Origin of the sequence: Sphaerisporangium sp. NPDC005288, from assembly GCF_040607475.1 — a bacterium.
GTDB classification, from domain to species: Bacteria; Actinomycetota; Actinomycetes; order Streptosporangiales; family Streptosporangiaceae; genus Sphaerisporangium; species Sphaerisporangium rhizosphaerae.
Genome location: NZ_JBEXGT010000048.1, coordinates 1 through 23,734, shown reverse-complemented (window position 1 = coordinate 23,734; position 23,734 = coordinate 1). Strand labels below are relative to the sequence as shown.

General features: G+C 70.9%; 22 protein-coding genes and 1 pseudogene. 4 read left to right on the top strand and 19 right to left on the bottom strand.

The features are described from left to right. Positions 1-444: 444 nt before the first annotated feature. The 14 genes and pseudogenes from ABZU32_RS33825 to ABZU32_RS33760 form a co-directional block, all read right to left on the bottom strand. On the bottom strand, positions 445-768 hold the full coding sequence (locus tag ABZU32_RS33825; RefSeq protein WP_012888569.1) for a DUF2469 domain-containing protein: 324 nt from the start codon (positions 766-768) through the stop codon (positions 445-447). A gap of 39 nt (positions 769-807) precedes the next feature. Next, a complete protein-coding gene (locus tag ABZU32_RS33820) occupies positions 808-1,503 on the bottom strand; it encodes a ribonuclease HII (protein WP_354928804.1) in 696 nt (231 codons plus the stop codon). Between the two features lie 130 nt (positions 1,504-1,633). Continuing rightward, entirely contained in the window at positions 1,634-2,419 is a 786-nt protein-coding gene (gene lepB / locus ABZU32_RS33815) for a signal peptidase I (RefSeq protein WP_354928802.1), read from the bottom strand. Positions 2,420-2,568: 149 nt separating this feature from the next. After that, positions 2,569-3,390 (bottom strand): signal peptidase I, encoded by an 822-nt coding sequence (lepB, locus tag ABZU32_RS33810; protein ID WP_354928799.1) that lies wholly within the window; start codon positions 3,388-3,390, stop codon positions 2,569-2,571. Between the two features lie 268 nt (positions 3,391-3,658). Then, complete coding sequence (rplS, locus tag ABZU32_RS33805; RefSeq protein ID WP_354842196.1) at positions 3,659-4,024, bottom strand: 50S ribosomal protein L19; 366 nt, start codon at positions 4,022-4,024, stop codon at positions 3,659-3,661. 513 nt (positions 4,025-4,537) lie between these two features. After that, positions 4,538-5,284, bottom strand: a pseudogene (gene trmD, locus ABZU32_RS33800) (tRNA (guanosine(37)-N1)-methyltransferase TrmD); the annotation flags it as partial. Positions 5,285-5,324: 40 nt separating this feature from the next. Continuing rightward, entirely contained in the window at positions 5,325-5,840 is a 516-nt protein-coding gene (gene rimM / locus ABZU32_RS33795) for a ribosome maturation factor RimM (protein ID WP_354928796.1), read from the bottom strand. A 143-nt stretch (positions 5,841-5,983) separates the two neighbouring features. Further along, a complete protein-coding gene (locus ABZU32_RS33790; protein ID WP_354842190.1) occupies positions 5,984-6,226 on the bottom strand; it encodes an RNA-binding protein in 243 nt (80 codons plus the stop codon). Between the two features lies 1 nt (position 6,227). Beyond that, positions 6,228-6,695, bottom strand: coding sequence for a 30S ribosomal protein S16 (rpsP, locus tag ABZU32_RS33785; protein ID WP_354842188.1), 468 nt, complete (start codon positions 6,693-6,695; stop codon positions 6,228-6,230). Between the two features lie 241 nt (positions 6,696-6,936). Next, the gene (gene ffh / locus ABZU32_RS33780) at positions 6,937-8,499 is read right to left on the bottom strand and encodes a signal recognition particle protein (protein WP_354928793.1); all 1,563 of its coding nucleotides are present in this window, start codon (positions 8,497-8,499) and stop codon (positions 6,937-6,939) included. 124 nt (positions 8,500-8,623) lie between these two features. Next, complete coding sequence (locus ABZU32_RS33775; protein WP_354842182.1) at positions 8,624-9,184, bottom strand: ATP/GTP-binding protein; 561 nt, start codon at positions 9,182-9,184, stop codon at positions 8,624-8,626. A 10-nt stretch (positions 9,185-9,194) separates the two neighbouring features. After that, positions 9,195-9,578, bottom strand: coding sequence for a DUF742 domain-containing protein (locus ABZU32_RS33770; protein ID WP_354842392.1), 384 nt, complete (start codon positions 9,576-9,578; stop codon positions 9,195-9,197). 5 nt (positions 9,579-9,583) lie between these two features. Then, on the bottom strand, positions 9,584-9,997 hold the full coding sequence (locus tag ABZU32_RS33765) for a roadblock/LC7 domain-containing protein (RefSeq protein ID WP_279339489.1): 414 nt from the start codon (positions 9,995-9,997) through the stop codon (positions 9,584-9,586). A 5-nt stretch (positions 9,998-10,002) separates the two neighbouring features. Continuing rightward, entirely contained in the window at positions 10,003-13,224 is a 3,222-nt protein-coding gene (locus tag ABZU32_RS33760; protein ID WP_354928790.1) for a nitrate- and nitrite sensing domain-containing protein, read from the bottom strand. A gap of 543 nt (positions 13,225-13,767) precedes the next feature. Here ABZU32_RS33760 and ABZU32_RS33755 point away from each other — a divergent pair. From ABZU32_RS33755 to ABZU32_RS33740, 4 genes are read left to right on the top strand one after another with little or no spacing between them, the layout of a single operon-like run. Next, positions 13,768-14,757: an ABC transporter substrate-binding protein gene (locus tag ABZU32_RS33755; protein ID WP_354928787.1), complete on the top strand. Its 990-nt coding sequence runs from the start codon at positions 13,768-13,770 to the stop codon at positions 14,755-14,757. Then, entirely contained in the window at positions 14,754-15,527 is a 774-nt protein-coding gene (locus tag ABZU32_RS33750) for an ABC transporter permease subunit (protein WP_354928784.1), read from the top strand. The genes ABZU32_RS33755 and ABZU32_RS33750 overlap by 4 nt, the downstream gene beginning before the upstream one ends. After that, positions 15,524-16,390, top strand: coding sequence for an ABC transporter permease (locus ABZU32_RS33745; protein ID WP_354928781.1), 867 nt, complete (start codon positions 15,524-15,526; stop codon positions 16,388-16,390). Before ABZU32_RS33750 ends, ABZU32_RS33745 begins: the two co-directional genes overlap by 4 nt. Positions 16,391-16,399: 9 nt before the next feature. Continuing rightward, positions 16,400-17,197 (top strand): ABC transporter ATP-binding protein, encoded by a 798-nt coding sequence (locus ABZU32_RS33740; protein WP_354842168.1) that lies wholly within the window; start codon positions 16,400-16,402, stop codon positions 17,195-17,197. 150 nt (positions 17,198-17,347) lie between these two features. Here ABZU32_RS33740 and ABZU32_RS33735 read toward each other — a convergent pair whose 3' ends face one another. From ABZU32_RS33735 to ABZU32_RS33715, 5 genes are all read right to left on the bottom strand, one after another. Beyond that, positions 17,348-17,911, bottom strand: a complete 564-nt coding sequence (locus ABZU32_RS33735; protein WP_354842388.1) for an ATP/GTP-binding protein — start codon at positions 17,909-17,911, stop codon at positions 17,348-17,350. Between the two features lie 13 nt (positions 17,912-17,924). Then, positions 17,925-18,266, bottom strand: coding sequence for a DUF742 domain-containing protein (locus ABZU32_RS33730; protein WP_354842385.1), 342 nt, complete (start codon positions 18,264-18,266; stop codon positions 17,925-17,927). A 143-nt stretch (positions 18,267-18,409) separates the two neighbouring features. Further along, complete coding sequence (locus ABZU32_RS33725) at positions 18,410-18,823, bottom strand: roadblock/LC7 domain-containing protein (protein ID WP_203968521.1); 414 nt, start codon at positions 18,821-18,823, stop codon at positions 18,410-18,412. A 5-nt stretch (positions 18,824-18,828) separates the two neighbouring features. Beyond that, positions 18,829-21,936 (bottom strand): nitrate- and nitrite sensing domain-containing protein, encoded by a 3,108-nt coding sequence (locus tag ABZU32_RS33720; RefSeq protein WP_354928778.1) that lies wholly within the window; start codon positions 21,934-21,936, stop codon positions 18,829-18,831. 309 nt (positions 21,937-22,245) lie between these two features. After that, complete coding sequence (locus ABZU32_RS33715; protein WP_354928775.1) at positions 22,246-23,676, bottom strand: aminobutyraldehyde dehydrogenase; 1,431 nt, start codon at positions 23,674-23,676, stop codon at positions 22,246-22,248. Positions 23,677-23,734: the final 58 nt, after the last annotated feature.

The following is a 23,734-nucleotide window of genomic DNA, read 5'->3' as shown; positions in this document are numbered from 1 at the left end:
CCGGCCGCAGGTCCCGGGAGACAGGTGAGGTTTCTTCCTCCCTCGGATCGCCTCTGTACAGCCGCGAGTCGCTGCCGGGATCCCCGGCGGCCGTACAGCCGTAGGAAGGCGACGCGCAGACAGCACACGGAGCGAGTTGCCTACTGCTGAAGTGCTGAGGTCGGTAGCCCCCCGCTCAGAGCCGGCACGGAAAGGCGTGTCCATGCGCGGGGGAGGGCGAGCGGCCCCCGTCGACGGCCAGACGCGGGCCGCCGGGAGGCCGGCGGCCCCGCGTGGTGGGGACAGATGGGCCGGCACTGGGCGCCGCGGCCGGGGTTCGACGATCGCCCCGCGCGGCACGGAAGACGCGACCAGCGCCAGGCCGGCAGCGGCCGGAATCGGCCGGTGGCCCCGCCGGGGCCGCGGGAGCGCGGCCGAGGAGGCGGGGTGAGGGGTTCGCGTGTGTTAGTTGGAGAAGCCTTCCTTGGGCATCTCGAGGTCGGGCTTGGCCAGTTCTTCGACGTTGACGTCCTTGAAGGTGACTACTCGGACATTCTTGACGAAGCGGGCAGGGCGGTACATATCCCAGACCCAGGCGTCCTGCATCTTGACGTCGAAGAAGACATCGCCGTTCTCCGCCGTGCGGACGTCGAGATCGACGGAGTTGGTCAGGTAGAAGCGCCGCTCGGTCTCAACGACGTAGGTGAAGAGACCGACCACATCGCGGTACTCCCGGTAGAGCTGCAACTCCATCTCGGTCTCGTATTTCTCGAGATCCTCTGCGCTCATCCCGGTCCTCCACTTCCCTTCCTCCCCCGGTGCCGCCCATCAGAGGACACCGGCCCCCAATTCATTGTCGCCTATCTCGCCACCCGCTCCTGACCGCACCACCGAGTTCACCGTCACAAAGGAGAATCGATGATGCGGGCTGGGGCCGTGGGCGGCCAGAGCGCGCCGGTGACCGGCCGTGACGTATCCCTTGTGCTCGGCGAAGCCGTACTGGGGATAGAGATCGTCCAGCGAGGTCATCATGCGGTCCCTGGTCACCTTGGCGACGATGGACGCGGCCGCCACGCACGCCGAGACCTGGTCGCCCTTCCACACGGCCAACGACGGCGCGGGCAGGCCGGGCACCGGGAACCCGTCGATCAGAACGTACCCGAGATCACACCCGAGACCGGCGACGGCCCGCCGCATCCCGGCGATGTTGCACTTGTGCAGCCCGCGTGTGTCGATCTCCTCGGGCGGTGTCACGACGACCTGCGCCGCCCGGGCCGTGGCGAGGATGCGGTCGTACAGCACCTCGCGCCGGGCGGGGGTGAGGAGCTTGGAGTCGGCCAGGCCGTCGATCTCGGACCGCAGGACCACGGCGGCCACCACGAGCGGCCCGGCACAGGCGCCTCGGCCCGCCTCGTCCACCCCGGCGATCGGCGACAGCCCGCGCCGCGCGAGCGCCCGCTCGTAGCCGTAGAGCCCGGAGTCCCGCCGTACGACGCTCGGGCGCGGGCGGTAGGTGACGGTCATGAGGCGTGCGGCTCGGCGCCCCGCCGCGAGGGAACGGACCCGCGTGAGGGTCGGGCCCTTCGGCCGGAGAACGGCGATGCGAGCGCGACCATGAACACAAGCCTACGCCCCAATCGAAGGGAGGGGTACGTTATCGCACCTTTGCGAAGGTCTCCGGGACGGGGAGGGTGCCGACGCGGGACAGGGGCCAGTAGAGGGCGAAGGCCCTGCCGACCACGTCGCCGGTGGAGATCGTGCCGTGGTACCGGTTCTTCATGAACGCGCGGGAGTCCTCCGAGGCGGCCCGGTGGTCGCCCATCAGCCACAGCCGGCCCTTCGGCACGGTGATGTCGAAGTTCTCCTGGGAGGGGTAGTCCTGCGGGTTGAGGTAGGACCGCTCGTCGAGCGCGACGCCGTTGACGGTGATACGGCCCTTGGCGTCACAGCACTTGACGTGGTCGCCGCCGACGCCGATGACCCGCTTGATGAGCGTGGTGCCGTCCCAGCCCGTGAACACCACGACCTCACCGCGGTCGATGTCGCCGGTGATGCGGTTGACGACCACCCGGTCGTCGATCAGCAGGGTGTTCTCCATCGACTCCGACGGGATCCAGAAGGAGTCCAGGACGAACAGGCGCACCAGCACCGCGGCGAGGACCCCGATGAGCACCAGGACGACGGACTCGCGCCAGCCGGACTTCTTCTTCTCCTTCGCCACGCCGGGAGCGCCGGGAGCACCAGAAGCGCCGGGAGCGCCGCCTTCGTCCGCGCCGCCGCCTCGGTCCGCGCCACCGGCCCCGTCCGTGGCCCCGGGGCCGTCCTCGGAGCCCTCGGCGGGCCTGGGGACGTCCTCGGCGGTGCCCCGGCCGGCGGGATCGGCGGAGTGCGGAGCGGGAGCCGGGTCCTGAGGGTCCGGATTGTCCTGTCTGACGCTCATCGGAATCGCGGGCACCCTGGCGCCGGGAGGCCCGGGGAGAGCGGCCCTGTCTCCTTCGTCTTGGTCGGGGGGACGTCGGTGCGCGGCGCCCGGCCCCCCGCGTCAGAGCCGCGGGCGGAAACGGAGGCGGAGGCGGGCGCCGGAGAGGGTCAGCCGGCGCGGCCCCGGGCCCTGCGGACGACCCACCGGCGGCGCACCGCCACCAGCGGGAACGCCCCCGCGAAGCCGAGCAGCAGCGGCGCGGCGCCGTCCGCCATGGCGACGGTCTTCAGGGCGGCCTGGTTGAAGGTGTCGGGGATCGGCAGGGTGGTGGCGCGCGCGAACGGCCACACGATGACGAACGCCCGTCCGACGACCTTGTCCTTGGGGATGGCCCCGCCACCGGGGTCACCCTGGTGGGACCGCGAGTCGAGGGAGACCGAACGGTGGTCGCCCATGACCCACAGGCGGTCCTTCTCGACCTTGATCTCGAAGAACTTCTGCGAGGGCTGGTCGTCGGGGTACAGGTAGGCCTTCTCGTCCAGCGGGACGCCGTTGACCGTGATGCGCCCCTTGGCGTCGCAGCACTTCACCGTGTCGCCGGGCAGGCCGATGACGCGCTTGATGTAGTCCTTCTCGCCGGGGACCACCCCGAAGGCGGTGCCGACCCAGCGGAAGAAGCCCGCGACCGGGTTGGACGGATCGGGGACGTCGACCTCCGAGGCCCAGGAGTCGACCCCGGAGAACACCACGATGTCGCCGCGCTCGATGTCGCGCGTGTGGTAGACGAGCTTGTTGACCAGCACCCTGTCGTTGACGAGCAGGGTGTTCTCCATCGACTCCGACGGAATGTAGAACGCCTGGATCACGAAGCTCTTGATGATGAGCGCCAAGACCAGGGCGACCACTACCAGGACCGGGAGCTCACGCCAGAACGAGCCCTTTTTATCCTTGCCGCCCTTGGCGGACGGCTTGGTGTCTTCCGCGACCACGTCTACCTCGTCCCCGACGGGGCGGCGCGGACGCCGGCCCCCTGGCCATCGCTAGTCATCGCTGTCGAGCCTAAATGATGCGCGCTCCACGGCGGGTCGCCGACTCGGGATCACGTCCAAAGAAACTCCGCGTCCGAACAAGAGTGGACCCGGCGCCGGCCCGAAGGCCGACGCCCGGCGAGACGCCGCCGCAGGGTGCGAGTGGGCATGACTTCAGCGAAATGGCCCGCATCCCTGAGCGGGTGCGGGCCGTCGCGGTCGCCCGGCCTTACTTGGAGGTGGGCAGCGCGTCGCGCTTCTCGCGGATGCGGGCCGCCTTGCCGCGCAGGTCGCGCATGTAGTACAGCTTCGCCCGGCGGACGTCACCGCGGGTGACGACGTCGATCTTCTCGATGACCGGGCTGTGCACCGGGAAGGTGCGCTCGACGCCGACGCCGTAGCTCACCTTGCGGACGGTGAAAGTCTCACGGGCGCCGCCGCCCTGCCGGCGCAGCACGAAGCCCTTGAAGACCTGGATGCGGGACCGGTTGCCTTCGACGACGCGGACGTGGACCTCGAGCGTGTCGCCCGGGCGGAAGCTCGGGACGTCACTGCGTGTGGAGGCCTTCTCAAGCTCCTGGATCAGCGTGTGCATGACAGCGGTTCCTCGATTTTAGCGAGCGCCCGGAGGTCCGCCCGGCCATGCCAGAGGCACGGCGACGAGGAAGACACGAGCGCTGGGCTGGATACGTCCAAAGGCCGGGCCGTCTGCCCGGGCCGGCCACGCCAACCACAGGGCAGTTGGCAGCAGCGATTCAGTCTGCCATATCTTCCGCCTCGAAGCGAAACGAAGCGCGACCACCGCGCCGACGGCGAAGCGCGGCCACACGACCGCCCGCTGAGCGCGTCCACAGAGCCGACCGCGACAGAGCGCGACGGACGAGCCCAGCCGGCCGGAACGAAGGGGCACGGGCGAAGGGTACGGGCGAAGACCGGGCCGATCGACGTGAGGGCCGGCGGCAGGTGGCCGCCCTCAGGACGTCTCAGGGGGTTCGGGGACGACCGCGCCGCCACGACCCGTGGACGTTTCAGGGTGTTCGGGAACGACCGCGTCGCCATGACCCGTGGGCGTTTCAGGGGGTTCGGGGACGACCGGACCCGTGGACGTCTCGTCGAGGACCTCGCGGTCGCGCCGGTCCAGGGCCCGCCGGTCGAGCCGCGCCGCCAGTTCGGGACGCTTGGCGGCCGTGCGCCGCAGCGCCTGGTCCCGCCGCCAGCGGGCGATCGCCCCGTGGTTGCCCGACAGCAGGATGGGCGGCACCTCGTGCCCGCGCCAGACCGGAGGCTTGGTGTAGACGGGGCCTTCGAGCAGGCCCTCCATCGCGCCGGGGGCGAAGGAGTCGTCGGTCACCGAGCCCGCGTTGCCGAGCACCCCCGGCAGCAGGCGGCCGACGGCCTCGACGATGACCAGCACCGCCGCCTCTCCCCCGGCCAGGACGTAGTCGCCGATGCTGACCTCGTCGAGGCGCAGGCGCGCCCCGTACTCGGCCATGACCCGGGAGTCGATGCCCTCGTAGCGGGCGGGCGCGAACAGCAGCCACGGCTCTTTGGCGTACTCCAGGGCCACCTGCTGGGTGAACGGCCGTCCGCTCGGGGTGGGCACGATCAGCCGGGGCGGCGCGCTCGCCGCCGCGACGACGGCGTCGATGGCCTCGCCCCATGGTTCGGGCTTCATGACCATGCCGGGGCCGCCGCCGTAGGGAGTGTCGTCGACGGTGCGGTGCACGTCGCGGGTCCAGTCGCGGAGCTGGTGCAGCCGGACGTCCAGCAGGCCCTTGTGGCGCGCCTTGCCGATGAGGGAGACCTCCAGCGGGGCGAAGTACTCCGGGAAGATCGAGATGATGTCGACGCGCATGGTCACCGCCCGCATGCCCCCGCGGCCCGCCGGGTGCCGGTCACGAGGTCTCCTCGGAGTCGAGCAGCCCGGGAGGGGCGTCGACGACGACGCGCCCCGCGACCAGGTCGACCTCGGGCACCAGGGCCTTGACGAACGGGACGAACACCTCCTCGCCGCGCCGGCGGATCACCAGCAGGTCCTGGCCGTGGTGGAGCACGTCGGTGATCTCACCGACGGTCTCGCCGCCGGTGGTGACGACGGGCAGGCCGATGAGCTGGTGGTCGTGGAACTCGTCGGGGTCGCCGGTCGGCGGGATGTCCGCCGAGTCGATGACGAGCATGGTGCCGCGCAGCGCCTCCGCCCCCTCGCGGCCGCGCACGCCGTCGAAGCCGAGCAGCAGGATGTTCTTGTGCCAGCGCATGCTCTCGACGACCAGGGGGCCGGCGCCCGGCGGGTCGGTGGCCAGGGCGCTGCCGGGGGCGAAGCGCGTGTCCGGGTCATCGGTGCGCACTTCGATGGTCACCTCACCACGGATTCCGTGCGGGCGGCCGATGCGGCCGACGACCAACTGCACGTCGCTGCTCCTTAGGGGCTGAAGGGGCCGGCCTGACGGGGCCGGCGGGCGCGGCGCCCCCGCGGGGACGCCGCAACCGCGACAGGGGACCGCCCGGGTGCCGGGGGTCCCCTGTGCGGAGGTGGTTCGCCTCTGTGGTCTGGTTACCGGGCTTCGTTCAGGTCGACCAGGTCGACCCGGACGTACTTGCCGTCGCCCAGGGCGTTCATCACGGTGCGAAGCGCCTTGGCCGTACGGCCGCCACGGCCGATGACCTTGCCGAGGTCGTCGGGGTGGACCCGGACCTCCAGGACGCGCCCGCTGCGGATGCGGCGGGGGCGGACCAGGACGTCGTCCGGGTGCTCGACGATGCCCTTGACCAGATGCTCGAGGGCTTCCTCAAGCACCTCAGGCCTCGCCTTCCGGCTTCTCCTCGGCGGCGGCCGGCTCGGCCGGGGCGGCGGGGGTCTCGTCGGCCTTCACGGTCTTCTTGGCCTTGCGCTGCGTGGTGGCGTTGCCGGTGCCGGTGTCACCGGACAGCGACTCCTTGGCGGCGGCCTCGTAGATGGCGTGACGGTCGGCCTTGGGCTCGGCCACCAGCAGAGCCGGCGGGGCGGGCTCGCCCTTGAACTTCTGCCAGTCGCCGGTGAGCTTGAAGAGCTTCAGGACGGGCTCGGTCGGCTGCGCGCCGACACCCAGCCAGTACTGTGCGCGCTCGGAGTCGACCTGGATGAAGGAGGGGTTCTCCTTCGGGTGGTAGAGGCCGATCTCTTCGATCGCACGGCCGTCACGCTTGGTGCGGCTGTCGGCCACCACGATGCGGTACTGCGGGTTGCGGATCATGCCGAGCCGCTTGAGCTTGATCTTGACTGCCACGGGTGTGGTCTCTCCTGATTTCGCGCGTGGGTGAGCGGGCGTCTCGTCGAGTGGGGCACGACGGGATGACCGCCCGAGGGACAAACATGACGCGCGGGGGTGAGAGGGCACCCACGGTCACGGTGTTCCAACATGTCATTGTGCCAGATGATTGGACGCCTGTCCGAATCGACGCCTCATGACACCTGACCACCTCTCCCGCCGGCGCATCGGTCGGACCGAAGGCGTCGGCGGAAGCGGGTCACTTCTGGCCGGGCAGGCGGAACTTGGAGGGGTCGAAGCCGGGCGGGAGCTCCAGCCCGGGCGGAAGCGTGCCGCCGCCGAGGCCGCCGATGCCGCCGAGGCCCGGCGGGAGCTGCGGCGGCGTCGAGGACCCTCCGCCGGCCGCGCCCGCCTTGCCGAGGGCGGCCTTGCGGGGGTCGCCGCTGACCCTGCGCCCCTTCTTCGGCTTCTTCTGCGCGGCCTTGCCTTTGCGTCCGCCGGGCATGCCGGGGATGCCCATGCCCCCGGCGACCTGCTTCATCATCTTCTGGGCGTCGAAGAAGCGGGTGACGAGGTTGCTGACCTCGGTGACCGAGACCCCCGAGCCGCGGGCGATGCGCGCGCGCCGCGAGCCGTTGATCATCTTGGGGTCCTGGCGCTCGGCCGGGGTCATGGAGCGGATGATGGCGGCGACGCGGTCGAGGTCGCGCTCGTCGACCTGGTTGAGCTGCTCACGCATCTGCCCCATGCCGGGCATCATGCCGAGGAGGTTCTTGAGCGGCCCCATCTTGCGGACCATCATCATCTGCTCGAGGAAGTCGTCGAGCGTGAAGCCGTCGCCCGAGACGAGTTTGCCCGCCATCTTGGCGGCCTCTTCCTCGTCGAAGGTGCGCTGGGCCTGCTCGATGAGGGTGAGGATGTCACCCATGTCGAGGATGCGGGACGCCATGCGGTCGGGGTGGAAGGCGTCGAAGTCCTCGAGCTTCTCGCCCGTGGAGGCGAACATGATCGGGCGGCCGGTGATGTGCCGCACCGACAGCGCGGCGCCGCCGCGCGCGTCGCCGTCGAGCTTGGTGAGCACCACGCCGTCGAACCCGACGCCGTCCATGAACGCCTGGGCGGTGGTGACGGCGTCCTGGCCGATCATCGCGTCGACGACGAACAGCACCTCGTCGGGGCTGACGGCGTCGCGGATGTCCGCGGCCTGCTTCATCAGCTCCTGGTCGATGCCGAGGCGGCCGGCGGTGTCGATGATGACGATGTCGTGCTGCTGGCGCCGGGCGTGGTCGATCGACCCGCGGGCCACCGCGACGGGGTCGCCGACGCCGTTGCCGGGCTCGGGGGCGTGCACGGCGACCTGGGCGCGCTCGCCGACCACCTGGAGCTGCTGGACGGCGTTGGGCCGCTGAAGGTCGGCGGCGACCAGGAGCGGGGCGTGGCCCTGCTCGCGCAGCCAGCGGGCGAGCTTGCCCGCCAGCGTGGTCTTGCCGGCGCCCTGGAGGCCGGCGAGCATGATGACGGTCGGAGGGGTCTTGGCGTACCGCAGGCGGCGGGTCTCGCCGCCGAGGATCTGCACCAGCTCGTCATTGACGATCTTGACGACCTGCTGGGCGGGGTTGAGCGCCTGGGAGACCTCCGCGCCGCGTGCGCGCTCCTTGACGTGGGACACGAAGTCCCTGACGACCGGAAGCGCGACGTCCGCCTCGAGCAGGGCGATGCGGATCTCTCGACATGTGGCGTCGATGTCGGCGTCGGTAAGCCTGCCCTTGGACCTGAGGGAGGAGAAGACCGATGTCAGCCGGTCGGAAAGCGTCTCGAACACGTGATTGGCCAGCCTCTGCGCTACGGGTCGTCCGGGGTCTTCGCGTCTGCGACTCGACCTCCCAGCCTATCCGCTCCGCGGCCCGGTCACGCGTATCGAGCGAAGGCGGGGAGGCCGGACGCCGTCAGCCGCGCCAGCCGGGCACCGAGACCCGCATGGTCAGGGCGTGCTCGACCAGCGAGATCAGGGTGCTTTTCACCGATTCCCGCTGACGGGCGTCGGTGCGGACGATCGGGATGTGGGGAGCGAGGGTGAGGGCGTCGCGCACCTCTTCCTCGCTGTGCGGGTACTGCCCCTCCCACCCGTTCAGTCCGATGACGAACGGCAGCTTCGCCTCCTCGAAGTAGTCGACAGCGGGGAAGCTGTCGGCCAGGCGGCGGGTGTCGACCAGCACGACGGCGCCGATGGCGCCGCGCACCAGGTCGTCCCACATGAACCAGAACCGGTGCTGGCCGGGCGTGCCGAACAGGTAGAGGATCAGCTCGCTGTCCAGCGACACGCGCCCGAAGTCCATCGCCACCGTGGTCGTGGTCTTCTGCGGGATGAGGCCCAGGTCGTCGATGCCCGCGCTGGCGTCGGTCATCACGGCCTCGGTGGTGAGGGGCACGATCTCCGACACCGCCCCGACGAAGGTCGTCTTGCCGACGCCGAAACCGCCGGCGACGACGATCTTCGTCGAGGTCAACCCGCCACGGCTAGAGCCTGCGAAGTCCACTGAGAACCCTTTCGAGCAAGTTGAGATCCGGCTTGCCGGCGTCGAGCTGCGGCTGGTGCAGCTGGACGAGGTTTTCCGCGGCCATGTCGGAGATCAGCACGCGGGCCACGCCCAGCGGGACCCGCAGAAGCGCGGAGATCTCGGCCACGGAGCGCACCTGGCGGCACAGCGTGTTGATCGCCTGGTACTCCGGGATCAAGCCGGAAATATCTTGGTATGGCGGAATCGTGGAATGTACCAGCGTCTCCATGGCCAAGTGCGTCCGCGGCGTCGTCCTGCCGCCGGTGACCGTGAAAGGCCGGACCGGCGACGACGGCTCCTGTTGGTAGCGTCGTAACCCGTCCTCCCAGCCCGGGCCGCCCATGGAGGTCACCGCGGGGACGACGCCTGAAGCTCGGCGCGCACGGCCGGCGTCAGCACCTGCCCAGCGCGCTCGACCATCAGCGTCATCTGGTAGGCCACCAGACCCATGTCGCAGTCAGGAGCGGCCAGTACGGCCAGGCAGGACCCGTCGCTGATCGACATGATCAGCAGCAGGCCCCGCTGCATCTCCACCACGGTCTGGGTGACCGCGCCGCCCTCGAACACCCGGGAGGCGCCCTGGGTCAGGCTGATCAGACCCGCGGCCACCGCCGCGAGCTGGTCGGCCCGGTCCTTGGGGAACCCCTCCGAGTAGGCCAGTGGCAGGCCGTCCGAGGAGACCACCACCGTGTGCGCCACTCCCGGGACCCCCCGGACGAAGTCGGTGATCAACCAGTTGACTCCGCGGGCGGCCTGGCTCAGCTCTCTCACTTGTCCTCCTTGTCGCCCTGAATGCGCCGCAGCTCGGCGTTGTACGCCACCTCGTCCTCGCTCAGCTCACCGCGGGCGACCGCCCGGCCCTGCCGGATGCCCTGCTGGAAGCTCGACAGGCGGCTGCGCGCCCGGTCGGGTGAGAGCGCCGGCATGGCGGGTGGCGGCGACGCGGCGGCCTCCTGCGTGCCCGCCGACCCCGGGACGAGGTTGGCCTTGGGCACGCGCTTGGGCAGGCCCGCGGCCGTGGTGCCGTCTCGCACCGGTTCCTGGACGACGGCCGCCGCCTGCCAGCCGGCGTCGGCGGGGATCTGCTGCCATCCCGGGAGATCCTTGTCCTTCTCCTGCTCGCTGTCCACCCTGCGGAACCAGGCCGACTCGACGGAAGCGAAGATCGGCAAGAACTCCTCTTCCTGCTCCATGGGCGAGGTGTGCACGGCGGGCAGGGGGCCGGTGACGGCGTCGAGGTCGGAGGAGTCGTAGCGGCGCGGGCGCAGGCGCCCTGGCAGTTCGCCCGCCTCGCCGCCTCGCGCGCCCGGCCCGGTGGGCGGGCCGCCGAAGGAACCCGGTCCCGTGGGCGGGCCGAAGGAGCCCGCTCCGGCCGCCGGGCCGCCGAAGGACCCCGCTCCCGTCGCCGGGCCGCCGAAGGACCCGGGCCCGGTGGGGGGACCGCCGAAGGCCGACGGGCCGAAGCTCCCCTGCCCGCCGGTGGGGGCGCCGAAGGCGTCCGAGGGCGGGCCGTTACGGGTGCCGAAGGCGTCCGAAGGCGGGCCGTTACGGGTGCCGAAGGCGTCGGGGGCGGGACCGCGGGTGAAGGCGTCCGAGGCCGGGCCGCCGTAGCCGCCGCCGGTGGCCGGGCCGCCGAAGGAGCTCGGGCCGCTCGGCGGTCCGCCGTAGCCGCCGCCCGTGGGAGGGCCGCCGAAGCCGCCGGATCCGGGGCCGTAGAAACCACCCGATCCGGTGGGGGGTCCGGAGTACCCGCCGGAGCCGGTCGCCGGGCCGCCGAAAGAGCCGGGGCCGGTGCTCGGGCCGCCGAAGCCGCCGCCCGTGGTCGGGCCCATGGGGCCGGCGCCGTTGGGGCCGCCGAAGGCCCCCGCGTCGGCGAACGAGCCGCCGAAGGCGCCGGCGCCCGCCGGCACGTCGAACGCGCCGCTGGTCTGCGGGGTCGCGCCGAACATGCCCTGCCCCGCGGGCTGCCCTCCCATCGCGGACCAGGCCGGGGCCTGCGCCCCGGAATGCGCGCCCGGGGCGCCGCCGAGATGCGTGGGAGATCCCATCAGGGACTCCGGCAGCAGGACCATGGCGGTCAGGCCGCCGGTGTCGTGCCGCCGTAGCTGCACGCGGATGCCGTTGCGCAGCGCGAGGCGGCCGACCACGAACAGGCCCATGCGGCGGGAGACCGAGACGTCGACGACCGGCGGGTTGGCCAGCCGCCAGTTGGTCTGGGCGAGCTCCTCGTCGGTCATGCCGATGCCGGCGTCGGTGATCGAGATCATCACGCCGCCGCCGTCGATGCGGTTGCCGGTGACGCTGACCCTGGTCTCGCGCGGCGAGAAGGAGATGGCGTTCTCGACCAGCTCGGCCAGCAGGTGGATGACGTCGTTGACGGCCTGGCCGACGATGGAGACGCCGCCCGGGACGTTCATGGCGACGCGCTCGTAGTTCTCGACCTCCGACAGCGAGGCCCGGGTGACGTCGAGGAGCGCCACCGGCTGGCTCCAGCGGCGGGCGGGTTCCTGGCCGGCGAGGACCAGGAGGTTCTCACTGTTGCGGCGCATGCGGGTCGCCAGGTGGTCCAGGCGGAACAGGTCGCCGAGGCGCTTGTCGTCCTGCTCGCCCTGCTCGAGGCCGTCGATCAGGGTGATCTGCCGTTCCACGAGGGTCTGCGTGCGCCGGGAGAGGTTGACGAACATGGCGCTGACGTTGCTCCGCAGCTGCGCCTCGTCGCTCGCCAGCCTGATCGCCTCGCGGTGGACCTCGTCGAAGGCCCGGGCCACCTCACCGACCTCGTCGGTGGAGCCGACGCCGATCGGGCTCACGTCGGGTGGGCCGGAGTTGCCCTCCGACTCGCGCAGTTTCTGCACCATCTCGGGCAGGCGGCGGCCGGCGATCTCCAGGGCCTCGCGGCGGAGCTGGCGCAGCGGGCTGACCAGCGACCGCGCCATGACGGTGGTGATGACCAGCACCAGGATGAGCAGCAGGGCCACGACGCCGATGTTGACGGCGGCCTGGCTCTGGTCGGCGCGCGCCAGATCGGCGGCCTGGTCGACGATGGAACGTCCCAGCGTCCGCTGGGCCTCGTGCATGCGGTTCAGGCCGTCGCTCGCGGCGTCGAACCAGGCCTGCACGTCGTTTCCGCCGTCGATGAGGTCGAGCGTGGCGGATCCGGGTTGCGGCGGGCCTCCCGTCTGTGACCGGACGGCGCCGGACTGGGTGATGAACAGGGCGCGGTCCACCATGGCGGCGGCGAGGTCGATCTGCCGGCCGCTGACCGTGTCGGAGTACGCCTGGCGCTGGGACGGCGTGGCGAGGAAGAGGAAGGAGTTGAGCTCGCTCGCCTGCTGGGACTTGGCGGTCTGGAAGGCGCTGAGCGTGTTCTTGTCGAAGGCGCGGACCACGAGCGCCGTCAGCATCAGCCCTCGCTGCCTGGACGCCTGCTCGGCGGAGCGCGACAACGCCGCGAAGGCGGCGGCGCTGGAGCCCAGCGTTTCGTTGGTGCTGCCTCGCGCCGTCTCGTCGAACACCGCGAGCAGGTCGTCGATGACGAGGTCGTACTTCTGAAGGCTTGGAAGGGGCGGGAGCTGGGAGCTCACCGCGATGTCGCGCAGCGTGTGCAGTTCCGACAGGCGGTCGAGGACGCGGGAGAACTCCTGCTTGCCGACCTCGCCCAGGGCCTGCTGCACCGTCGACTTGCGGTCGAGCACTCTTTGCACGGCGACGTCGACGTCGCTCTGCTGTTCGCGGATGAGCAGGCGTGCCTGCGTCCCGCGGCGACCGTTGGCGACGAACCTGCTGGTGAGGTCGCGTTCGAGGTCGAGCTGGTGGACAAGGTCGCTCAGAGTCGTGACGAACTCGGCGACGGTCCGTACGCGTTCATATTCAGTGGCGCTCTGGATGGAGGTGGCCACTCGGAGTCCACCGAGCAGGACGGCCACCGTGGTGGGCACCAGGATGAGCGCGATGAGACGGGTTCGCACCCGCCAGTTACGCAGAGCCATCGACCGTTCGGGTTTGGTTCCTTGGTCGGTGGGCGCACCCGGATCCGAAGGCGGTTGGGCTGCGTCCGGCGTGGTACGGCGACCGCTCTCGATTGTTGCTGTCCTCACTGGTCGCAACCTCTCGCCAGCTGGTCTGCTTCATGGGGGGAAGGCCACGCGCGTGTTACACGTGGCAAGTCAAGGGGCAATTGGAGCATAAGCCTACGAGGTCGACCAATAGCTATGGGTAATTAGAACGGTCCAAAGCATTATTCGGCCCGGACGGATCCTCGCCAAAGGGGCCGTGCGAGATCACTGCCCCGGCCGCGCCTCCGGACCCGTGTCACGCTCATACATCGCCGTCTACACCGTTCCAAAGTCACAAAAACAGACATATCGCAATATTTCACACTAAAGCGGATTTTGCTACAACTTCCTCCACATAGGGCACGCTTTCGTGTGACCGCAGATCTTCCTCCGCTAGGCTTCACGCTCGCCGTGCCACCTTTGCCTTCCCCAGAGGCGGGCTAGGCACTCTTCCCCCACAACTAAAAGGACACCTCAATGAGAAGCCTTAGGGGTCGTACCTTCGTCGTCGGACTACTGGCCAGCCTGGCGCTCGCGGCATGCGGGAGCAACGAGCCGAAATCCTCCGCGGCGCCGGCGAACGGCAGCGGGCTGGAGAAGACGACCATCAACGTCTCGACCTCGGCGATCGCCGACCACTCCGCTCTCTACATCGCCCAGAAGAAGGGTTTCTTCAAAGAGGAAGGGCTGACGGTCAAGACGGAGATCACTCCCAGCACCGCGGCCACCCTGCCCCGGCTGATCAACGGCAGCCTGGACGTCGCGGCCCTCGCCTACTTCTCCATCTTCGCCACCCAGGAGGCCAAGGCCGGCGACTGGCGCGTGGTCGCGGACGCCTACCAGGCAGGCCCGGACGTCATCGACCTGGTCGTACCGAAGGACTCCAAGATCACCTCGGTCAAGGACCTCGACGGCAAGCGGGTCTCCATCGCCTCCCTCAACAGCGTCGGCCAGCTCGCGGTCGGCGCCACGCTGAAGACCGCGGGGCTCGACCCGAACAAGAGCGTCCAGTGGGTTCCCCTGGCCTTCCCCGAGATGCCGGCCAAGCTCATCTCCGGTGAGATCGACGCCGCCTGGCTGCCCGAGCCCTTCCTGTCCAACATCCAGCGCGAGAACGGCGCCAGGGTTATCGCCGACACCATGACCGGCGCCATGGCGGACTTCCCGATCGCCGGCTGGGCCGCCACCGCCGAGTGGACCAAGAAGTACCCGAAGACCATGGCCGCCTTCCAGCGCGCCATCCTCAAGGGACAGCAGGTCGCCGCGTCCGACCGCAAGGCGGTCGAGGCCGTGCTGCCCGACTACACCCAGATCAAGCCGGACGTCGCCGCGGTCATGAAGCTCGGCGTCTTCCCGACCTCGCTGAACGCCACGCGCATCCAGCGGGTCCCGGACCTGATGCTGGAGTACGGCTTCCTCAAGGGCAAGATGGAGGCCGCCCCGCTCCTGGTGCCGCTGCCTCAATGATCCGAGCACGAGCGGTCCGCGGCGCCATCGGCGTCGCGGGCCTTCTGGTCGTCGCGGAGCTGGTGGGGCGGTCAGGACTGGTCGACCCCGCCCTCCTCCCACGGATCTCCACGGTGCTTCCGGCCGCCGGCCGGCTCATCGTCGACCCTGAGTTCCTGTCCTACCTGAGCGGCACCCTGGAGGTCTGGGGCGGTGGACTGCTCGTGGCCGTGCTGCTCGGCACCCCCCTCGGCCTGCTGCTCGGAAGCCTTCCCAAGGTCGAGCTCGCGGTGCGGCCGCTGGTCGAGTTCATGCGCCCGATCCCGTCGGTCGTCCTGCTGCCGCTGGTCACGCTGCTGATGGCGTGGGACCACGGCACCAAGATGACGATCGTCGTGTACGGCGCCATCTGGCCCATCCTCATCAACACCATGTACGGCCTGCGGGACGTCGACCCGGTCGCCAAGGAGACCTTGCGCAGCTTCGGGTTCGGCAGGCTCGCCGTCCTGGCACGGGTCTCGCTGCCCAGCGCGGCGCCGTTCGTGCTCACCGGTGTGCGCGTCGCCGCCTCCATCGGCCTGATCGTCACCGTCAGCGCCGAGTTGCTGGCCGGAGGGGTGGACGGCATCGGCACCTACATGATCCGCGCCCAGTCCGGCTTCCGCACCGACCTGGTGCTCGCGGCCACGGTCTGGACCGGAACGCTCGGGCTCCTGGCGAACGCACTGCTGGTCAAGGTGCACGGCTGGGCGTTCCGATGGCACGTGGTGAAGTCTGGAGGCGCCACATGAGCGTCACGACGGTCCCCGAGGATCTGCGGGGCTCCACCGGCCCCTCCCCCTCCTCCCGCTCCGGGAGCCTGCGGCTCTCGCTGGCCACGGCGCTGACCCGGGTCTGGCTGATCCCGGTGGCGATCGCCGCCTGGGAGCTGGCCACCCGGCAGGCCGAGTCGTTCTACTTCCCGCCGCCGTCGGCGATCGTCGTGCGCATGTACGACCTGTGGTTCTCCGGGCCCGCGAGCCACCTGTTCCTCACCGAGGAGGCGGTCGCGAACTTCGGCCCGAGCCTCGGCAGGCTGTTCGCCGGATGGATCCTCGCCTGCGTCGTCGGGATCACCCTGGGCATCGCCCTTGGCCGGTCCTCCGCCCTGTACGACTACATCAACCCGATCGTGGAGTTCGCCAGGGCCACTCCCCCGCCCGCGCTGATCCCGCTGTTCATCATCATCTTCAAGATCGGCACGCCGATGCAGCTGGCCACGATCGTCTACACGGTGATCTGGCCCATCCTGATCAACAGCGTGGACGGGGCCCGCTACCTGGACGGCGTCCACGCCGACACCGCCAAGGTGTTCGGGCTGACCCGGGCGCAGCGGTTCTTCCGCATCATCCTGCCCGCGGCGGCTCCCAAGATCTTCGCCGGGATGAGGGTGAGCCTGTCGATCGCCGTGATCCTCATGGTGGTCTCCGAGCTCGTCGGCGCGGTCAACGGCATCGGATTTCTGATCCTGTACAAGCAGCAGAGCTTCGACCTGCCAGGGATGTGGGGAGGCGTGGTCCTGCTCGGCATCCTCGGTTACACGCTGAACGCGTCCTTCATCATGATCGAGCGCCGCGTCCTTTCCTGGCACCGGCGTGCCCGGCAGACAACCTGAGGAACCATCGTGCTCGATGTCGTCAACCTGCGTCACACGTACGGCGAAGGCCCGAAGGCCCACCAGGCCCTTGGAGGGATCGACCTGAAGGTCTCCGAGGGCGAGCTGGTCAGCGTCGTCGGACCCTCCGGCTGCGGCAAGTCGACCCTGCTGCGCTCCATCGCCGGACTGATCAAGCCCACCGAGGGCCACATCCGCATCCGCGACACCGAGATCGCGGACACCCCCGGTGACCTGGCCGTCGTCTTCCAGGACTACAGCCGGTCGCTGTTCCCCTGGATGTCGGTCGGGGACAACGTCGCCCTGCCGCTGCGCCGGCGCGGCAAGGACCGCGCGGCGCGCCGGGCGGCCGCGGCGGAGGCGTTGGACGCCGTGGGTCTGCCGGGCGCGTCGGGCAAGTACCCATGGGAGCTGTCCGGCGGCATGCAGCAGCGCGTGGCGATCGCCCGGGCGATCGCCTACCGTCCCGCGCTGATGCTCATGGACGAGCCCTTCGGCTCGGTGGACGCCCAGACCCGCGAGGACCTGGAGGACCTGGTGCTGCGGGTCCGCGAGGACCACCGCATGACCATCCTGCTGATCACCCACGACATCGACGAGAGCGTGTACGTCGGGGACCGCGTCGTCGTGCTCGGCAAGTCGCCGGCGCGGGTGGCCGGCGAGCTGAGCGTGGACCTGCCGTTCCCGCGCGACCAGATCGCGACCCGGGAGCTTCCGGCGTTCGTGCACCTGCGCGCCGAGGTCGGGCGGCTGGTGCGCGGCAAGGACCACGCCATGGGGGCCGGGGGCCGGCCCGCGGACGCCTAGAGGCGCACATGGAAGGGGGACGCGGCCCGGCTCACCGGGACCGCGTCCCCCTTCTCACGTTCCGCCGGCCGGTGCGACGATCGCCCGTACAGGACGCGCCACCGCCGTGACGGCGGCGCGGCCGGGGCGCGCCCGGGCGGCCCGGCCGGTTCAGCGGCCTCCCCAGCCGGGAACGGCCACCCGCATCGTCAGGGCGTGCTCCACCAGCGCGATGAGGGTGCCCTTGACCGAGTCGCGTGAGCGGGCGTCGGTGCGCACCATGGGGATGTGCGGGGCGAGCGTGAGCGCCTCGCGCACCTCCTCGTCGGCGTGCGGGTAGTGCCCGTCCCAGCCGTTGACGCCCACCACGAACGGCAGGCCGGCCTCTTCGAAGTAGTCGATCGCCGGGAAGCAGTCGGCCAGACGGCGGGTGTCGACAAGCACGACGGCGCCGATGGCGCCGCGCACCAGGTCGTCCCACATGAACCAGAACCGGTGCTGCCCCGGCGTGCCGAACAGGTACAGAATGAGGTCCTGGTCCAGGGAGACGCGCCCGAAGTCCATGGCGACGGTCGTCGTGGTCTTGTGCGGCGTCAGCCCCAGGTCGTCGATGCCCGCGCTGGCGTCGGTCATCACGGCCTCGGTGGTGAGGGGCACGATCTCCGACACCGCCCCGACGAAGGTCGTCTTGCCGACACCGAACCCGCCCGCGACGACGATCTTCGTCGACGTCAGCGCCGGGCCGCGGCTAGAGCCTGCGAAGTCCACTGAGAACCCTTTCAAGCAAGTTGAGGTCCGGCTTACCCGTCTCCAGCTGCGGGTGGTGCACCTGGACCAGGCCCTCTGCCGCCATGTCGGCGATCACGACGCGGGCCACGCCGAGGGGCATGCGCAGCATCGCGGCGATCTCGGCGACCGACCGCACCTGACGGCACAGCGTACTGATCGCCTGCTTCTCCGGAGTGAGAGTCGACAGATCTTGATGTGACGATGTGGAGGAGGAGACGAGCGCCTCCATGGCGAGCGAGGTCCGGGGGGCGGTACGGCCCCCGGTCACCGCGTACGGCCGGACCAGGGAACTGCGTTCCACCGGTTCGGGGTTGGGAAGCGGGGCCGCCGCGCCGGAGAACCGGCGGACGTCCTCGATGGGCGGGTACGGCGATCCGCCGCTCAGCGGATCGCCGTCATCTGTCCAGCCGCGGCGTGCCACAGCGTCCTCCTGTCATCGGCCCCTCACCTGGGTTGAGACGCCTGCAGCTCGGCACGCACGGCCGGGGTCAGCACCTGACCGGCACGCTCCACCAGCAACGTCATCTGATAAGCGACCAGGCCCATGTCGCAGTCGGCCGCCGCCAGCACGGCCAGGCAGGACCCGTCGCTGATCGACATGATCAGCAGCAGGCCCCGCTGCATCTCCACCACGGTCTGGGTGACCGCGCCGCCCTCGAACACCCGGGAGGCGCCCTGGGTCAGGCTGATCAGACCCGCGGCCACCGCCGCGAGCTGGTCGGCCCGGTCCTTGGGGAACCCCTCCGAGTAGGCCAGCGGCAACCCGTCGGCCGACACGACCACCGTGTGCGCCACACCGGGGACATTGTTCACAAAGTCTGTGATAAGCCAGTTGACTCCACGGGCGGCCTGGCTCAGCTCCCTCACGAGTCCTCCTTGTTGCGGTCAACGTTCCAGTTGGGGGCAAAGTCGTCGTTCTGCTCGCTCTCGCCGCGGGCGACGGCCCGCCCCTTCCGCACGCCCTGCTGGAAGCTCGACAGGCGGCTGCGCACCCGGTCGGGCGACAGCGAGGGCTGCGGGGTGAAGACCGAGGGCCCGGGGTCGGCCGACCCCGGCACCAGGTTCGCCTTGGGCACCCTCTTGGGGAGCCCGGAGGGGGTGACGCCTCCCAGAGAGGGATCGCTGGCCGCCCGGGCGGCCTGCCAGCCGGCGTCGGCGGGCGAGGACCAGCCTCTGCCCTCGGCCGGCTGCACGACGACGGCCTGCTCGGCCTCGCGCTCCACCGGGAGCGCCGGCTCCTGCGGGAGTCCGGGCGCGCTCTCGCGCGGGGCCGGCTCCAGGTCGGTGCGGCGGAACCAGTCGGACTCGACCGCCGCGAAGATCGGCAGGAACTCCTCCGGCCCGTCGTCGAGGGCCGAGGTGTGGACCACCGGCAGCGGGCCGGTGTGGTCGTCGGGGATCGCCCCGAAGCCGCGCCTCGGGGCCTCGGCCGCCCCGCCGGTCACCGGACCGGCCGGGCCGCCCGTGACGGAGCCGCCCGTGACGGGGCCGCCGGGACCGCCGGTCACCGGCCCGCCTCCGGTCAGCGGCCCGGTCATCCCGCCGGGCCCTGAGGGGACGGCCGGCCATGAGGCGGTGTCCTGGTCGGCCAGGTCCGACGACCAGGGGGCCGCGCCCTCGCCGGTGGTGCCGGGAGCCGGCACGTCGGCCGGCCAGGGGGTGTCGATCGGCGGGTTGGGGTCGAAGTAGCGGTCGAACAGGTCGTCCATGGAGGCCGGGTCCCGGTCGAACGGCCCGCGGTCGCCGGGCGACGGCGTGGCGGCGAACGCGCTGCCCTGCCCCGCCGGCGGGCGCTCGAACGGGTCGCGCGTGGGCAGCGGGGGACGCTCGAAGGGGTCGCGCTCGAACGGCCCGCGCTCGAACGGCCCGCGCTTCTGCGGACCGGGGGCCGCGGCCACCCCGGGGTCGTCGGCTCCGAAGACCGGCGCGCGCATCCCGCGCGAGGCGGGTGTCTCGAAGCCGGCCGGGGCCGGGAAGCCTCCCGCGCCGAACGAGGCGGCCTGCGTCGTGGCGCCGAACTGGCCGGCGACGGTCTCGGCGGGCGCGCCGGGGATCCGCGGCCCGCCGGGGACCGACAGGAGCGACTCGGGGATCATCACCATCGCGGTGAGCCCGCCGCCATCCTGCTGGCGCAGCTGCACCTTGATGTTGTGGCGCAGCGCGAGGCGGCCGACCACGAACAGGCCCATGCGGCGCGACACCGAGACGTCCACGACCGGCGGGTTGGCAAGGCGCCAGTTGGCCTCGGCGGCCTCCTCGGCGGTCATGCCGATGCCGGTGTCGCTGACCGACACCATCACCCCGCCGCCGTCGACGCGGTTGCTGGTGATGACGACCTTGGTGTCGCGCGGGGAGAAGGAGACGGCGTTCTCGACCAGCTCGGCGATCAGGTGGACGACGTCGTTGACGGCCTGGCCGGTGACCGCGGTGGCCGACTGGACGCGCACGTCGACGCGCTCGTAGCCCTCCACCTCCGACAGCGAGGCGCGGCAGACGTCGACCAGCGGCACCGGGTCGCTCCACTTGCGCGCGGTCTCCTGACCGGCGAGGACCAGCAGGTTCTCGCTGTTGCGCCGCATACGGGTGGCCAGGTGGTCCAGCTTGAACAGGTTGCCGAGCCGGGTCTCGTCCTCCTCGCCCTGCTCCAGGCCCTCGATGAGACTGAGCTGGCGCTCGACGAGGGTCTGGCTGCGCCGGGAGAGGTTGACGAACATGGCGTTGACGTTGCTGCGCAGGCGGGCCTCGTCGCCCGCCAGCCGGATCGCCTCGCGGTGGACCTCGTCGAAGGCCCGGGCGACCTCTCCCATCTCGTCCCTGGAGTTGACGCCGATGGGCACGACGTCGGCGGCCGGGGCGGTGTCGCCGCTCTCGCGCAGCCGCTGGACGGTCTGCGGGAGGCGGCTGCCGGCGATCTCCAAAGCCTCGGCGCGCAGGCGGCGCAGCGGGCGGGTCAGCGAGCTGGCGACCACGGCGGTGATGATGAGGACCAGCAGCAGCAGGAGGATGATGACGGCGCCGGAGATGAACGCCTGCCGCCCGGCCTCCTGCTGGAGCGCCTGGCTCTGCTGGACGACCGAGTCCACCAGCCGCTCCTCGACCTTGCGCATGCGGTCGGCGACGGCGCTGGTGGAGGTGTACCAGATGGTGGTGTCGTCGCGGCGGATCGGGTCGAGGTCCTGGATCTCCTTGAACTGGCGCAGCTGCGCCAGCGCCAGGGCGCGCATCCAGTCGGCCTTGTCGATCTGCTGCCCGCGGACGGTGTCGTTGTAGAACTTGACGTCGGCGGGCTGGGCCTCGGACAGGAACGTCGCGGTCTCGCTCTGTTGACGGCTCCAGGAGCCGGGGAAGTCGACGAAGTCGTCGTAGTCGAAGCCGCCGCCCAGGGTGCCGAGGGTGGTGAGCCCGACCGTCATCAGGCCGCGCTGGCGCGAGACCTCTTCCTTGGCGCGGCTCAGCGCGCCGAGGGCGATGGTGTCACCGAACAGGCGCTGGTCCTTGCCGGAGGCGCCCAGTTCGCCCTGCATGGAGGTGAGGACGTTGATGAGGCTGGAGTAGATGCCGAGCGCCGCTCGCGAGGGCACGCCGGCGGCGATACGGGTGCGCAGGCCCGGCAGGCCTTCCAGCCATCTGCGGATCTGCGCGGCCTCGGCGCGGACACGGGCGGTGTGGGTGTCGTCCAGCGCCGACACCGCGGCGAGCACGGGCTCTCTGGCGCGGTCCACGACGGCCTGCTGGGCGCGCACCTTCTTCAGGCGCGCCTGGCGGCGTCCCTCGGCGAGGTACCAGGCGGTGAGGTCGCGCTCGCGGTCGACCTCGTGCACCAGGACGTCGATCTTCTGCACGAGCGCGGCCACCTCGCTGAGGCGGCTGTACTCGGCGGAGTTTCCGACGGCGTTGGTGAGCTGCACCGCGCCGAGGATGACGCCGACGATCGTCGGGACGATGATGAGGGCGATCAGGCGGGACCGCACACGCCAGTTCTTCAGCCTCAGACGGCTGCCTGTCTTCGGAGTGCCCGTCATGGCCGGCTCGGACCGCTCCACACGGTCATTTCGCCCCGGGTTGCCCCGGGGTTCTGGGTTCCTCACTGATTTCGCAACCTCTCACCGAGCCTGGCGTGCAGGGGGGTACGTCACGCGCGAGGCGCATGAGACGTCCGAGACATCCATCAGGCGATGGTAATTGCAGCACACCCCTACCAGATCGGCCAACAGAACATGTATGGACAATCAACTCAAACTGGTACTTCTAGGGATAAAACCGTCGACTCGCTTCCGTAACTATGCGGGACGGAAGCCCTCACGGGTCTCGGACGGCGCGTGTTTGATCATGAGGTGCCTCGTGACGGAGTACTCCTGCACCGCTTCCTGGCTCATGTCCTTGCCGAAGCCGCTGCCCTTCACCCCGCCGTGCGGCGCCTCCGAGGCGATCGGAAGATGATCGTTCACCCAGGTGACACCCACATCCAACCGGTGCGACACCCGAAGGGCCCTCGCCACGTCACGCGACCACACCGAGGACGCCAGGCCGTAGGGGGTGTCGTTGGCCAGCCGCACGGCCTGGTCCTCTCCGGAGAACGGCAGCACGACGACCACCGGACCGAATATCTCCCCCTGGACGACCTCGCTGTCCTGGGCGGCTCCGGTGATCAGCGTGGGCGGGTAGAAGAACCCCCGGCCCTCCGGCACCGTGCCGCCGGTCACCACGCGCGCCCCGCCCGCCACGGCCCGCCGGACGAACCCGTGCACGCGTTCGCGGTGCCCCGCCGAGATCAGCGGCCCGATGTCGGTCGAGGGGTCCCACGGGTCGCCGGCGACGATCGCGGCCAGGGTCTCGCGCAGCGCCTCGACCGCCTGGTCGTGGACCTCACGCTCCACGTAGACGCGCGTCGCCGCCGTGCAGTCCTGCCCGGTGTTGTAGGTGGCGCCCATGGCGACGCCCCTCGCCATCTCGGCCAGGTCGGCGTCGCCGAACACCAGCGCCGGCGCCTTGCCGCCGAGCTCCAGGTGCACCCGCTTGAGGCCGGAGCGCCCGCCCGCCGGATCGCCGGCCGCGGCCCGCATGACCGAGCGGCCGGTCGCCGTCGAACCCGTCACGCTGATCATGTCCACGCCCGGGTCGCCGGTCAGGGCCTCTCCCACCTCGGCGTCGCCGGTGACGGCCCGCAGCAGCCCGTCCGGGAGGCCGGCCTTGGCGGCCAGCTCCACCAGGCGCAGAGTCGTGCCAGGGGTCTGCGGCGCCGGCTTGATCACCACCCCGTTGCCCGCGGCCAGCGCGGGGCCGATCTTCCACACCGCCATCACCAGCGGGAAGTTCCACGGCGCGATGGAGGCGACCACGCCGACCGGGCGGCGCACCAGCACCGAGGTGTAGCCGGCGCTCAGCACGCCCGCGCCCGTCCCGTCCAGCGACCTGGCCGCGCCGGCGAAGAAGCGCAGGTTGTCCACCGCGAACGGCAGCTCGCCGTCCCGGAAGACGGCGGCGGGCTTGCCGGTCTGCGCCACCTCCAGCCGCGTCAGCTCCTCGGCGTCGGACTCCACCAGGTCGGCCAGGCGCAGCAGAACCCGCGAGCGCTCCGCGGGCGTCGCCTGCGACCACTGCTGGTAGGCCTCCCGCGCCGCGCGCACGGCGCCCGCCACCTGCTCGGGGGAGCTGTCGGGCACCGTGGCCAGCGGCGCTCCGGTGGCGGGGTCGATGGGGGTGTGGTTCATGTGCTTCTCTCTCCGGCGGGGCCGCCGGCCCGCGGCCCGCGCACGGCGCGGGGGCGGG